Below are 13151 nucleotides of genomic sequence, written 5' to 3' on the forward strand. Positions count from 1 at the left end.
CTGGCGCTGCGCCCTTGCTCACCCCTAAGAGGTCGTTTTATCCCGCTGTTTTATCCCGTGATCGGCCGTTTGGTCTGGTGTGTCGGATCGCGCCAGGAGATGGTGTTCTCGCCGGTGAGGCGGCGGGCCATGAGGTCGGTCATCGCGATGTGGATGATGGCCTCGGAGCGGGTGGGCAGGGTTTCGTAGTCGCGGGCCAGGCGGCGGTGGAGCATGAGCCGGCCGTAGGTCCGCTCGATTGCCCACCGCTCGGGTATGGGGGTGAAACCCTTGGTCCCGGGCTTGCGTGCGGTGATTTCCATGTCGATGCCCAGCGCGGCGGCATGCTCGACGAGGTGCTGGCGGTATCCGCCGTCGACCCACACTTTGCGGATTGACGGGTGGTCGGCGGCGGCCTGGTCGATGAGGCGGGTGCCGGCCACGGAGTCCTGCACGCCGGCCGCGGTGACCAGCACGGCGAGGAGGAGGCCGAGCGTGTCGGTGACGATGCTCCGTTTGCGGCCCGCGATCTTCTTGCCCGCGTCGATGCCCTGGCTGGCGGCAGGAACGCTGGTGGAGGTCTTGACGCTCTGAGCGTCGATCACACACGCGGACGGCTCGGCATTCCGCCCTTCCTTCTCCCGCAAAAGCTGCCTGAGCAGGCCATTGAGCTGGGCGAACACGCCCTCGTCAGCCCATCTGGCGAAGTAGCCGTAGACGCTCTGATGCGGCGGGAAGTCATGCGGGAGGTAGGCCCACTGGCAGCCGGTGCGGTCCACGTAGAGGATCGCGTTCATGATCTCGCGCAGGTCATGCCGCGGAGGCCGGCCGAAATCCAGAGCCCGGCCACGCCGCTCGAAACGCCACGCGGACAGCACCGGCTCGATCAACTCCCAGCGCGCATCGGACAGATCACTCGGATACGGACGTCGCGTTGTCATGATTCCGGCGTACCGCCGCGGACCGAATGCGCCCAGGCGCACGGCTGCGACATTGGAAGCACGCGGGCCATCCACGGCCGGACTTCCTGGGATGAGACAGGCACAAGAACCAGCCCGCCCCACAAGCCACCCCACACACCCCACAGACACCGACTCCATCAATGGTCACTACCGCACCGCAGCCGACTCCCTCAAGAATCGCATCAAATCTCTAGATTCCGGAATAAAAGGACCTCTAAGACCTCGTTTCTTATGGTGTGATCATTTGTTGTTCATTGCATGCCATCCGCGGCCAGGTCCCACCGCAGCTCGGTGCCCACCCACTTGGCCACGTACTCGCAGTGGTAGCCGACGGCCGGGGGCAGCCACTCCGCCGGATCCCGGTCCGCCTTGCTCCGATTCGAGGCCGCGGAGACCGCATAACCAGCGTGTCCGGGCAGGTGTTCCACACGATCCGCACCCCTGCCGGCAACTGGTCGCTCTGGGGCAACGTCGCCCAGGCCGCCAACCCCACCGGCCCGATCACCTCGGTCACCATGGCGGGCACCGGCAGCGACGCCCATATCGTCATCGCCGCCGACAACGGCACGCACCAGTACCACGCCATCCGCAAGAGCAACGGCAGCTGGGACACCTTCGTTGACCTGAAGGACGCCCTCGGCACCGTCACTGCCAAGTCCCTGGGCGCCACCACCGTCGACGGCGAGCTCCAGCTCCCCGCCACCACCGCGGACAACAAGGCCCTGCACACGATCCGCCTACCGAACCACGCGGTACTCGCCGCGTCCGGCCGGCCCTGGGAAGCAGGTCCCCACCGGCGCAAACGGCACCGAAGGCCTCCACACAGGGTGGACTCACGAGCGCAGCGCACGCCGTGCTGCTGCGCGCGGAGCGCGTGGTGCGGTACGAGCCGCCCGGTGGCGGGCGGCTGACCATCTGGGCGATAGCTGCGCTGCCGGATACCGGGCGGGAGGAGGGCGGCCGGTGCCGGGTGCTTCTGGGGACGGAGGCTTCCACCGCCGACTGGCACGCTCTGCTCAAACGTCGGCACCTCTGCGGCGAGCACGTCGGCCCCGGCGTCGGAGTCGAAGGCCCGGTCTGCGGCCGCCAACAGCCGCATGGAGCGCTCCTGGTCGGCCTGCGCCCGGCCCCCGCCCATCCACCGCGCCCGCAGGGGCGACGACGTGGCGGCCGACGGCGTGCAGAGTACTCCCGACCGCCACACGCGGGACAGCACCGCCACGCCCGCCAGCGCCGACAGTCCCAGGCCCGCGGCGCCGTACCCGCCCCGGTCCGCTCCCCCTCCACACGCCGCGAGAACCACCCCGCCACACCCCCTCCGGCCCCGCCCCGGCCGGTACCCCGCCGGGCGCCAGCTGTCAGTCCCTTCTCTCCCCCACCCCGACGCCACGTCACCTCCAGCGACCTCCCCCTCTCCGAGCGCGGCCGGCCGCGGTGAGCGGGGACGGCGGCCTCTGTCGTCATCGGCCACAACGCCACGGGGCCGTCAGTGCGTGCTCGGAGAACAGGTTCTCCAGCAGTGCGCGCCAACCGGCGTACGGGCGCGTCACAAGCTCCTGGCCGTCCTGCTGCAAGAGGTCGAAGGCGAAGTAGGCCGGGCGGCGGCGCCGCGGGCTCGGGTGGCGGCCCGGCGCTGCAACGCCTCCAACGACAAGCGAGTGACGGTCATACGACCCCGTCGCGGCCCGTAGTACCGCATGGCGTTCTCGCTCAGGCCCACCACCTCCGGCGCCGGCGGGAGCGGGTGCCGGGGTGGCCGGCTGCGGGCAGTTGGTTCCGGGTCATTGCGGTGTGCTGAAGGCGCCGGCGCCGCCCGCCGCGGCCGCGGCCCGGGCGGCGCGGTGCGGCAGCGTCGGGTCGGCGACGGCCCGGAGCAGGAGCAGCTCGTGGTAGAGCGGGGCGGTCGCCGCGACGAGCAGCGCCCGGCTGTCGACGGGGCCGGGCAGTTCGCCCCGGTCGGCTGCGCGGGTGACGACCACCGCGCACCGTGCGTAGCGGTCCTCCCAGAAGCGCGACAGGGCCGTCGCCGCCTCCGTCGAGCGGAATCCGGCGGCGATCAGGGCCGTGGTCAGGTTGGGCCCGCCGCCCGCGAGTGCCTCGTACACCTCCTGGTTGAGGGCGGTCAGGTCGTCCTCCAGCGACCCGGTGTCCGGTGGGCTCCACGTGTCGTCGGACGCGGAGTCGAGTACGTCGGCCAGCAGGTGCCCGACGTCGCGCCAGCGCCGGTAGACGGTCGTGCGGTGGACGCCGGCGCGTTCGGCGACCGCGTCGACCGTCAGCCCGTCGTACCCGGCCTCCAGGAGCAGCGCGCTCACCGACTGCAGCACTTGGACGCGGACACGGGCGCTCCGGCCGCCGGTCCGGCGCCGCCTCGTGACCGGTTCCTGTTGGCCGGAATCTTCGCTTGCCTGCGCGAGGGAATCCATGCCAGCATTTTAACGCAACATCCGTCGCCTTAAAAGGAGAAGTCCCGTGGCCACCCACCGCATTACCGCCTATCACACCGCCGCCGTGACGACCCCCGCCCCCGAACCGCTGGAGCCGCCCTGTGACCGCACAGCTCACCGCGTCTGACCTCACCAAGTCCTACGAAGGCCGCCTGGTCCTCGACTCCGTCGACTGCTCCGTCCCCGTCGGCGAGCGTCTCGGCATCGTCGGCGAGAACGGCTCGGGCAAGTCCACCCTGCTCCGGCTGCTGGCCGGGGCCGAGCGCCCCGACCGCGGCGAGGTCGTCCTGCACACCGAAGGCGGCGTCGGCTACCTCGCGCAAGAGGAAAGCCTCCCCCCACACCTGACCGTCCAACAGGTGGTGGACCGCGCCCTCGCCGAGCTGCGTGCCCTGGAGCGGGACCTGCGTCGGCTGGAGGCCCGCATGACCGGCGGCGACGCCACCGCCGAGACCCTCACCCTGTACGCCGACGCCCTCACCGCCTTCGAACTGCGCGGCGGGTACGACGCGGACGCCCGCGTGGAGCGTTCCCTGCACGGCCTCGGCCTGCCGGGCCTGCCCCGCGAGCGCACGGTCGGCGGCCTGTCCGGCGGCGAGGCCGTACGCCTGCGCCTGGCCGTACTGCTCGCCGCCGCCCCGGAAGTGCTGCTCCTCGACGAACCCACCAACCACCTCGACGGCGCCGCCTTGACCTGGCTGGAGGACCACCTGCGGGCCCGGCGCGGCATCACGGTCGCGGTCTCCCACGACCGGGCCTTCCTGGAACGCGTCGCCACCTCCCTCCTGGAGGTCGACGGCGACCTCCACAGAACCGTGCGGTACGGCAACGGCTACACCGGGTACCTCGCCGAGCGCGCCGCCGAGCGGCGGCGCCGCGCCGAGGCCTACACCGCCTGGCGGGCCGAGACGGCCCGGCTGCGCGAGACCACCGCCGTCACCGCCCGCCGGGTAGCACCCGGTCGCGCCATGAAGGACGGCAACAAGATGGCGTACGACCGCGCCGCCGGCCGGGTCCAGCAGTCCCTCGCGAGCCGGGTCCGCAACGCCGAAGAACGGCTCGCCCGGCTGCTGGCCCGGCCGGTGCCCGCACCCGCGGACCCGCTGCGGTTCACCGCCGTACCGCGCACCGCCACAGCCACAGCCGCCCCTACCGCCGGACCTGAAACGCCCGCCGAACCGGCCGGGTCCGGCGACGCGCGACGCGTGCCGCTGGCCGCGGCAGGCATCGCGGTCGTGGGGCGGCTCGCTCCGGTGGACGTGACCGTGCCGGCCGGCGGCCGGCTACTGGTCACAGGCCCGAACGGGGCGGGCAAGAGCACCCTGCTGCACGTTCTGGCCGGCGCCCTGGCCCCCGACCTCGGGCAGGTCATCCAGCACGGCCGGACCGGGCTGCTGGCCCAGCACACCGACGCCGGCACGGGTCGCGGGACGCTGCTCGCGGCCTACGCCGAAGGCCGCCCCGGGACTCCCGAGGAGCACGCCGAACAGCTCCTGTCCCTGGGCCTGTTCGCCCGCGACCGGCTTTCCGCTCCGGTCGGCTCCCTGTCCGTAGGGCAACGGCAGCGGCTGGCCCTGGCCCGCCTGGTCACCGAACCGACAGACGTCCTGCTGCTGGACGAGCCCACCAACCACCTCTCCCCCGCGCTGGCGGAGGAGCTGGAGGAGGCGCTGGCCCGGTTCGCCGGAGCGGTCGTCGTCGTCAGCCACGACCGGCGGCTGTGCGCCCGCTGGCCGGGCGACCGGCTCGCCCTGCGTGCCCCGGCGCCCACCGCAGCCCGCGCATGCCCGTGACGACCGGCCGGATGCTCAGCCCTCCTCCCCCTCCCGCCGAAAGGACGCCTCGCCTTGACCACCTCCGTAAGCCCGCTCGGCACCCTCGCCCTGCCCACCCACGGCTCCGGCCCGTACGCGCTCGCCGTCGGGCCGGACGGGCACGTGTGGTGCACCCTCGTCCACGCCGGGCGCATCGCCCGCCTCACCCCGTCGACCGGCCACGTCGAGGAGTTCGCACTGGACTCCCCCGACTGCGGCCCCACCCTGATCACCGCCGGACCGGACGGCGCGCTGTGGTTCACCCGGTACCGCGACCACCGGATCGGCCGGATCACGGTGGACGGCGAGACCCGCTCGTACGCGCTTCCCGGCGGCGCGGGCGGGCCCTACGGGATCGCGGCCGGGCCCGACGGCGCCGTGTGGTTCACCCTGACGAACAGCGACCGCATCGGCCGGATCGGCGCGGACGGCGAGGTCCGCGAGTTCCCCCTGCCGTGCGCAGGGGGATTCCCGTCCTTCCTCACGGCGGGACCCGACGGAGCCCTGTGGTTCACCCTCAACCAGGCGAACGCGATCGGCCGGATCACCGTCTCCGGCGAGGTCCGGCTCCACCCCCTGCCCGGGCCCGGCGCCGCCCCGGTCGGGATCGCGGCCGGCCCGGACGGGAGCCTGTGGTTCGCCGAGATCGGCGCGGGGCGGATCGGACGGCTCACGACCGGCAGGGCAGGCGTGGAGATCACCGGGTTCGCGCTGCCCGAGGCCGGCTGCCGCCCCCACGCCGTCGCGATCGCCCCGGACGGGACCTGCTGGTTCACCGAGTGGGCCACCGGCCGGATCGGCTCCGTCACCCCGGACGGGAAGGTCACCGAACACCCGCTCTCGGCCTTCGACCGTGAACCCCACGGGCTGGCCTTCGGCCCGGACGGCACCCTGTACGTCGCAGAGGAGCGCAGCGGCATCTCCAGGTGGGAGGTACACCACGCCGCCTGAGACCCGAATGGACGGCAAGGCCGGCAGAGCCAGGAAGAACCGACCCCGCAGCGCAGCAGCACCGTCGGCGATGGTGAGTGTCTTGCCGACGGCGGCTTCGGCGCCGGATTCCTCCCATGCCTTGCAGTCGTTTCGTTTCCGGTAAGTGGCCCGCCCACCACGACGATCAGGCGGGTGTCGGCGTCGACGACCACCTGGCGGTTGGTGGAGTACCGATAGTTCTTCGACTGGGCGGCCACGGCGTGGTCCCGGGTCGGGACCAGGCAGGGTGCCGTCCACGATGAGCACGGTGTCCTTGGTGAACCGATTGCGGGGCTGGAGCGCGAGCATCGGCTCGAGGTGGTCGATGATGCGGTCCGCTGCCGACTTGGACACCCCGAACAGCGGGGCGAGCTGCCGCATCGTCAAGTTCGTGCGCCAGTAAGCCGTATCCAGCAGTGCCCGGTCCTCCAGCGGAAGGCTCCACGGCCTGCCCTTGCGAACCGCATCCGCACCCTCGCGCCGCGGCACAGTCGCCGGCTTCCCGAACAGGCGCGGGCTCAGCCCGGTGAACGGGGCCATCCAGGACGGCTCCGACGCCGTGATCACACCGGCCACAAGGCATGGGACCATAGCGACCATGTCAGGTCAGGTCTGGGTGTCCCTCATATCGGTGGGCGGCGTTGTCCTCGGCGGCATGCTGTCCTACCTCGTCCAGCACAGGACCCAGTTGTCAGCGGAACGTGCTGAACAGCAGCGACAGCAGAGCGCGTTGTCAGAGGCTCGGCGCGCGGAACGGCTGGCGTTGCTGGAGCGGTTCATCGAGGTGGCGGCCGAGGCCGAACGCTCCGCGTTCAGTCGGCCTTCCGAGTGGGACGATACCCACGCCTGGTACGTCACGACCCAGGGCGTCATGAACAGGCTGTGGGTCGCAGAGCGGCTCATCCGCATCCAGTTCGCGCTGCCCGTACATGACGCGGCCCGTGCGTACTTCCTCGACCTCAACCGGACGGTGTGGGAAGGCTTGCCCGACGGCGAGAGCGTGCGGGACTACTTGGAGGACAACCGGCTGACGTTCCTCGACGCGGCCCGAGCGGTCATGGGATAGCCCAGCTGCCGGACTCCGAAGATCACTACGGGACAGCCCTTAGGGCGTGTATCGGGTCCTGATCGATGATCATCGCAGCCTCCGGGGTGGGTACCCCGTCTGGGGTGCGGGGTCCGGCGATCTGCGGCTGCGCCGTGTGGGTACGAGTGATACGAGTGACCGGAAGTGTTGCCTCAGGCAGGCAGCGGCGCGAGGAACCCGGCCGCGTGCCCGCCGGGACGGTGTGTCAGACCATGGCGAGCCGGTCCACCAACAGCTCCACCCTCGACTCGGCGTCCTCGGGCAGCAGGCGGCCCGCTCGGGTCAGGGTCGCCAGGCCGTGCAGCGCCGCCCAGAACACCTCGGTGAACAACCCCGGGTGGACGCCGTCGCCGGCGACCTCGCCGAGGGTTTCCAGCAAGGCGGCGAACGCGTCCTTCAGCGGCTCGGGGGTGTCCTCCTGCGCGTACGCCAGGCCGCCGTCGAGCTGGAACAAGGCGTCGTAGACCGCCGGGTTGCGTGCGGCGAAGTCGAGGTAGACGCGGGCGAGGGCGGCAACCCGCTCGCGCGGGCCGTTCGTGGCGGAGGTCGCGGCCCGCAGCGCCGCGGCCATCTCGGTCGCGCCCTCGAGGGCGACGGCGCCGATGATCTCGCGTTTGCCGCGGAAGTGGCTGTAGAGGACCGGCTGGCTGTATTCGATGCGCTCGGCGAGCCGGCGGGTGGTGACCGCGTCCCAGCCCTGCTGCTCGGCGAGTTCGCGGGCCGTCGCCACGATGAGGCGCTCGCGGTCCGCCCGTTCGCGCTGCTTGCGTTCCTGTACCGACATGATTCGATCCTAGCATTGCTAGACATGCGAGCGTTAGCAGTACTAGCGTTGCCTCATCATCTAGCGTCGCTAGTTCGCGGAGGGATCGTCATGCTCAACGCACTCGAGGTCGTCACCACCGTCGTCGTCGGCCTGATGGTGGGGGTGGAGTTCTCCGTCGCCTTCATCATGAACCGGATCCTGGACGCACTGCCCGAGGACAGCGGCCAGCTCGGCCACGCCCACGGCGGCCGGATGCTCGGCGCCCTGATGCCGTTCTGGTACATCGGCTCACTCGTCCTCAGCGCGATCTGGGCCGTCGCCGGATGGCACCACCACGGCGCCGGACTCGTCGTCACAGCCGCCGGACTGCTGATCCTCAGCGTGGTCATGTCGATCCTGCTGCTCGTCCCGATCAACAACCGGAACAAGACCTGGACCCCCGAGGACCGGCCCTCCGACTGGAAGGAGCAGCTGCACCGCTGGGACCGCTACCACTACATCCGCGTCGCCGTCATCGTCGCCGCGTTCACCCTCCTGGTCGCCGCCCTCGTCTGAGTACCTGCCGCTGAGATCCCACAGCTGCGATCCCGGCAAGCTGCACGCCTCGATCGGCCGTGTCCACGCGGCCTGATCAGACCCCACACGACTCGGCGAGCTCCACGAAGCTCACCAAGCTGACGAAGACACACATGGAGGAGATCAATGTCGCTGAAGAAGATCAACACCGTCCTGGCCGCCGCCTTCATCCTCTTCATCCTCTGGTTCGGGACGGAGTACATCCTGAGCCCGGAGACGACGGCGCCCGGCTACGGCCTGCCGAGTTGGCCGTCCGGCGACGGCGACGGCTTCCTGATCATCAAGGGAATCCGTGACGTCGTCCTGGCCCTGGTCCTGGGCATCCTGCTGGTGACGGGTCACCGCCGGGCGCTGGGCTGGGTGCTGCTGGTGGAAGCACTCGCCGCGTACGGCGACATGACCAACGTGCTGGCCCACCACGGCTCCGTGGCCACCGCGCTCGGCGTCCACTGCCTGACCGCGACACTGATGGTGGTCAACGGCCTGCTGGTCATGCACGAGACCCGCAACGCCGCGGTCGCTCAGGGAACGCCCGCCCCGCAGCCCGCCTAGCGCGGATCGGGTCGTGACCAATTCGCGGGTTTCGCCCCATGCCAGGCCCGACCTCACCAGAGCCACTCACCGGTGGAGGCTGCAGCCGGTCGTAGACAGCGGCGGCCATCGCGGCGGCCGCGCTCGGATCTCCGTCGACCCGAAGGCACGCGACGGTGTCCATGGCGATCAGGGCGTGGGTCATCACCGATGGCGAGGACGTCAGGGCCAGGGCGTCGGCCTGCGCCCCGTACGCGGCGGGGGTGTCGCTACGCCTCGGGGAGGTGCACGTGGCGCTTCTGGGCCGGGTATCCGAACCGGGTGTCCGGCGCCTCGGGTCCGTCCAGCTGTTCGGCCAGGGTGCGGACGTCGTCCACCGCTGGGGGCGGGCGCCAGGGACGTCGCCGACGGCGGCCAGGGTGCGGGCGTTGACGGCGGCTGCCAGCGTTCGCCGGCGGGCGTCCCGTTGTCGCCGGCGGGGGCTGCGGTGGCCGTCCGGGGGACGCCGGCGAGGGCTGCCGCCCGCCCTGTGGGGTGCGGTGTGGTGCCGAGCCATTCGCAGAACAGGACGGTGGCGTCGTCCTGAAGTTGACCGTCGTGGTGCTCGAGGACGCCGTGGATGAGGCGGCACATTGCCCTTCGCGTCCGCTGACCTCCGGCGAGCTGAACGCGATCGGGTGTCGTCGGCGGCCGTCGGGTGGGTCGCCCAGAACGAAGCCCGGAACGGGATGAAGACGTGCGTCCGCGCTAGCACCCAAGGTGCGCCACACGTTCCGGGGCGCGGGAGTTGTCGGAGCACTCCGTCATCTGCGAGCCGTGGCCCGGTGATCGTCTCACCGGGTGTGGTGGACGGGTGACTCCTGGGTGCGCGGGCGGCCGCGCCGCGGAGGCCTACCAGATCCGGGGGCAGAGGCGGGGGACATGGGCGCTTGGGTCACGTCTGAGGTGGTCGCAAGGCGCCGGCAATGACGGTGGTCACCATCTTGCGGACAGCGGCGGTCTGCGGTGGCGCGCTTGCCCGGTCGGCGAACAGCAGGTGCCCGGCCCCGACGAGGATGGAGGCGATTGTGTCGATGTCGGCGTCGTCGGCCAGGCGCCCGAACTCCCGCTCGGCGGTGATGTAAGCGGCGATCATGGCGGTGCCTTGCACGGCCAGTGGGATGCCGGGCAGACCGGCCTCACGCAGCCGGGCGCGGAGGCCGTCGCGGAAGGTGATGAGCGCGACGATCGCTACCGTGATCGGCCCGAACAGGTCCCGCAGTGCGTCGGCGAGATTGTCCACCACGCTCCCGGTGCCTGCGGCCGCGCGCAGAGCCTGAGCCGGAACAGTGGCGCTTCACGTGGGAGCGCACCTATTCCCGAGAGGAGTGGCTCGACCAGCTCCCCACCTTCGGCGTGGCGGAGGTCCTGGACAGCGTCGGGACTGCGATCGACTTGCTCGGCGGCCATGCCACCATGCCCTACACATCCGTCGTGATCACCTCGACACGATCCGATAGGGCCTGACCTGACCGCCGCAAACCTCGGGCGTCGCCGGGCGCGAGCAGACTGGTGAGCTCGGCGACGTCCCACACGACTATCGCGACGGGCCTGGGCAGGTCGCATCGTTGTCGGTGGCGTTCTGCGGCAGTGCCCGCGGCGGTTCGGGTCGGCGGCGCTCGCCCCCGAGGGCACGGCCAGCAGGCCGCACACGATCAGGACGATCGTGAGACCGGCGATCAGACCGCTCGGACGATGGTTGCCGCCTAAGGAAAAGGGCCGTAACCAGGAGGTTCTCAGAACATGGGGAAAGCCGGACATCCAGTGACGTCCTCTCGTGGAAGTGGATCGGGTTCCTGCCCGCACGGCGCGGCCGAGCACGCCGCGCAGAATCGGCGGGGTTGCGGGACCAAAGGGGGTGAACGCACGCGGTCGCCACGGGCTCTCTCCGTGCGATTCCGGCGCCCCCGCTCCGGAGTCGGGTGCGTCGTGATGGTGGCGCCGGGTTCATCGGCGCTGGGGCTCGGGGCCCGAGTGGTGATGTTCGCGGGTGGCGGGGTTCAGGCCGATGCGCTGGTGTCGTAGAAGGCGCGGGCGGCGAGGCCGATCCACTCGGGGCGTTCCCAGGAAGGCCAGCGGGTACGGGCGTTCTCGGCGATGGTGGCGGCCGTCTTGTCGGCGGTGGCGCCGCGCTCGCGCAGCCGCAGGGCTTCGTCGCGGACGTAGGCGAGGTAGTCGCGGACGTCGTGGATGAGCGAGGCGTCGGTCACCTCGCCGTGACCGGGAACGACGGTCTGTGGGGCGAGTGCGGCAAGCTCGTCGAGCACGCCGATCCAGCCCTCTCCGTCCACATCGGTGTCGTGGGGCGGGAAGTACGGGGCGATCGGGAAGATGCGGGTCTCCAGCAGATCGCCGGCGAACAGCACCCGGCCGTCCACGAGGACGATCTGGTCGGATCGGGTGTGCGCGGGACCGACCTCGCGCAGCAGCACGGTACGGCCGCCGAGGTCGATCTCGGCCTCGCCCTCGTAGACCAGATCGGGGTCGACCAGTTCGACTCCTTCGAGTTCGGCAGCGACCGCGGGGCTCAGGCCCTTGAACATGTCGAGGTAGCCGGCTCCCTTGCGCCGCAGTTCGGCGCGCTGGCCGCTGTTGTAGACGATCGTGGCGGCGCCCTTGAACGCCTGCGCGCCGAAGCCGTGCTCAGGATGGAAGTGGGTGAGGGTCAGGTACAGGCGGCGGCCGCCGGCCAGGCGCCGGGCCTGCTCCAGCACCAGTGCACCGTTGCGGGGGCCGATGCCGGTGTCGATGACCAGCGCGGCCTTCTCCCCGAGGACGATGCCGACGTTCGGGACCAACTCGACGCGGTGGTCCGGGATGACGAAAACGCCCTCGGACACTTCGACGGGAGATCCCGCTACGACGGGCGGGGGGCCGTGCAGGACATCCGGCGCGCCGTCGGAAGCGAGAGGCGCGGGGTCGGTGGCGCACATGACACAACTCCAAATCTGAACAGTGTTGAGATTTCGGTCCGAGCGTAACACCCAATCTGAACAGGGCTAAGATGGAGCCATGGCGAAGGAGCGATATCACCACGGGGACCTGCACGGCGCGTTGCTCGACGCGGCAGAGACCCTCGTACGGGAGCGGGGGGCCGACGGCTGGTCGCTGCGTGAAGCATCGGCGCGGGTCGGTGTCAGCCCCAGCGCCGCCTACCACCACTTCGCCTCGCGTGACGCACTCGTGTCCGCCCTGTCCGAGGTCGTGCTGGCCCGGCTGGGGAACCGCCTGCGCGACGCCATGGACGCGGCGCTGGAGCAGGGTCCCGAACGCCTCGCCGCATGCGGGCGCGCCTATGTCACCTGGGCCGTCGAAGACCCGGCCGTCGCCCGGCTCGTCTTGCGCGGCGGCGCCACAACGGCGCAGTCCGCCATCTCACCCCACCCGCACGACGTGCTCGCGACCGAACTCGACCGCTTGACCGAAACGGGCCACCTGCCCCCGGGAACCCGCCCGGGCGCCGAATTCGTGGTCTGGGCCGCCATCCACGGCCTGGCCGTCCTGCTCATCGACGGCCTCGTGCACATCGATGACCGGGAAGGCATGGAATGCCAGACCGAACGTCTGGTCTTCGCCACCTTCAACGGCCTGGCGCGGGAAACCGCCCCTGAGTCCCACCGGCCCACGCCCACCACCACGCACACGCGACGCCTCACCCAGAGCCCGGCCCCCAGCCCCGCACCGCACACGCCCTCGCCCTCGTCCTGAAGGGCCCGCGGGAGGGCTCTGTCGGCCCGGCGGATCCGGGGGCTCACGCGGGTGGGACGGTGGCGATGCCGCCTTCCTCCTCGGGGCTGATCGGGAACGTCGCATCTTGGCGCCGCACCACCACAGCGGGCGGCCGTAGGCGAGGATGCAACTCCACCTCCAGTACGGCGAACAGCACATCGCTCAGCTTCGGCCGACGCCTGGAACACCATGCCCCCACACCCGAGGGGAGGCCGGACACGGATTCGCCCCGGCAGAACTCGGCGAGTC

At 71.1% G+C, this 13151-nt stretch carries 12 protein-coding genes and 4 pseudogenes; 8 read left to right on the top strand and 8 right to left on the bottom strand.

Annotation, left to right across the window (positions count from 1 at the left end; genetic code table 11):
* Nucleotides 1-50: 50 nt before the first annotated feature.
* Nucleotides 51-920, bottom strand: coding sequence for an IS5 family transposase (locus tag AB8A24_RS07260; protein ID WP_369475158.1), 870 nt, complete (start codon nt 918-920; stop codon nt 51-53).
* Nucleotides 921-1204: 284 nt separating this feature from the next.
* Nucleotides 1205-1339, bottom strand: a pseudogene (locus AB8A24_RS07265) (HNH endonuclease); the annotation flags it as partial.
* A 9-nt stretch (nt 1340-1348) separates the two neighbouring features.
* Here AB8A24_RS07265 and AB8A24_RS07270 point away from each other — a divergent pair.
* Nucleotides 1349-1852 carry a hypothetical protein gene (locus AB8A24_RS07270; protein WP_369475159.1) on the top strand — a complete coding sequence of 168 codons (504 nt, stop codon included), beginning with the start codon at nt 1349-1351 and terminating at the stop codon, nt 1850-1852.
* 870 nt (nt 1853-2722) lie between these two features.
* Here AB8A24_RS07270 and AB8A24_RS07275 read toward each other — a convergent pair.
* Complete coding sequence (locus tag AB8A24_RS07275) at nt 2723-3367, bottom strand: TetR/AcrR family transcriptional regulator (protein WP_369475160.1); 645 nt, start codon at nt 3365-3367, stop codon at nt 2723-2725.
* Between the two features lie 122 nt (nt 3368-3489).
* Between AB8A24_RS07275 and AB8A24_RS07280 the strand changes: the two genes are divergently transcribed.
* Together AB8A24_RS07280 and AB8A24_RS07285 are read left to right on the top strand one after the other, a co-directional pair.
* Nucleotides 3490-5181 carry an ABC-F family ATP-binding cassette domain-containing protein gene (locus AB8A24_RS07280; protein WP_369475161.1) on the top strand — a complete coding sequence of 564 codons (1692 nt, stop codon included), beginning with the start codon at nt 3490-3492 and terminating at the stop codon, nt 5179-5181.
* 54 nt (nt 5182-5235) lie between these two features.
* Nucleotides 5236-6153 (top strand): virginiamycin B lyase, encoded by a 918-nt coding sequence (locus tag AB8A24_RS07285; protein ID WP_369475162.1) that lies wholly within the window; start codon nt 5236-5238, stop codon nt 6151-6153.
* Nucleotides 6154-6213: 60 nt separating this feature from the next.
* Here AB8A24_RS07285 and AB8A24_RS07290 read toward each other — a convergent pair.
* Nucleotides 6214-6750: pseudogene (locus AB8A24_RS07290) on the bottom strand (transposase family protein); the annotation flags it as partial.
* Between the two features lie 22 nt (nt 6751-6772).
* Between AB8A24_RS07290 and AB8A24_RS07295 the strand changes: the two are divergent.
* On the top strand, nt 6773-7240 hold the full coding sequence (locus tag AB8A24_RS07295; protein ID WP_328959781.1) for a hypothetical protein: 468 nt from the start codon (nt 6773-6775) through the stop codon (nt 7238-7240).
* Nucleotides 7241-7466: 226 nt separating this feature from the next.
* Here the strand turns inward: AB8A24_RS07295 and AB8A24_RS07300 are convergent, their stop codons facing one another.
* A complete protein-coding gene (locus tag AB8A24_RS07300; protein WP_328959782.1) occupies nt 7467-8045 on the bottom strand; it encodes a TetR/AcrR family transcriptional regulator in 579 nt (192 codons plus the stop codon).
* Nucleotides 8046-8135: 90 nt separating this feature from the next.
* Between AB8A24_RS07300 and AB8A24_RS07305 the strand changes: the two genes are divergently transcribed.
* Together AB8A24_RS07305 and AB8A24_RS07310 are read left to right on the top strand one after the other, a co-directional pair.
* Complete coding sequence (locus AB8A24_RS07305; RefSeq protein WP_328959783.1) at nt 8136-8582, top strand: DUF1772 domain-containing protein; 447 nt, start codon at nt 8136-8138, stop codon at nt 8580-8582.
* Between the two features lie 147 nt (nt 8583-8729).
* Complete coding sequence (locus tag AB8A24_RS07310) at nt 8730-9155, top strand: DUF4267 domain-containing protein (RefSeq protein WP_328959784.1); 426 nt, start codon at nt 8730-8732, stop codon at nt 9153-9155.
* Between the two features lie 913 nt (nt 9156-10068).
* Here the strand turns inward: AB8A24_RS07310 and AB8A24_RS07315 are convergent.
* Nucleotides 10069-10446, bottom strand: a pseudogene (locus AB8A24_RS07315) (TetR/AcrR family transcriptional regulator); the annotation flags it as partial.
* A 5-nt stretch (nt 10447-10451) separates the two neighbouring features.
* Between AB8A24_RS07315 and AB8A24_RS07320 the strand changes: the two are divergent.
* Nucleotides 10452-10640 (top strand): annotated as a pseudogene (locus tag AB8A24_RS07320) (SAM-dependent methyltransferase); the annotation flags it as partial.
* 533 nt (nt 10641-11173) lie between these two features.
* Here the strand turns inward: AB8A24_RS07320 and AB8A24_RS07325 are convergent.
* Nucleotides 11174-12013, bottom strand: a complete 840-nt coding sequence (locus AB8A24_RS07325) for an MBL fold metallo-hydrolase (protein WP_369475163.1) — start codon at nt 12011-12013, stop codon at nt 11174-11176.
* A 172-nt stretch (nt 12014-12185) separates the two neighbouring features.
* Here AB8A24_RS07325 and AB8A24_RS07330 point away from each other — a divergent pair, with 172 nt between their 5' ends.
* Nucleotides 12186-12881 carry a TetR/AcrR family transcriptional regulator gene (locus AB8A24_RS07330; protein ID WP_328959786.1) on the top strand — a complete coding sequence of 232 codons (696 nt, stop codon included), beginning with the start codon at nt 12186-12188 and terminating at the stop codon, nt 12879-12881.
* Between the two features lie 43 nt (nt 12882-12924).
* Here the strand turns inward: AB8A24_RS07330 and AB8A24_RS07335 are convergent.
* Nucleotides 12925-13151 (bottom strand): hypothetical protein (locus AB8A24_RS07335; protein WP_369475164.1); only part of this gene is annotated, 227 nt, incomplete at its 5' end.

This window comes from Streptomyces sp. BF23-19 (assembly GCF_041106355.1).
GTDB lineage: Bacteria > Actinomycetota > Actinomycetes > Streptomycetales > Streptomycetaceae > Streptomyces > Streptomyces virginiae_A.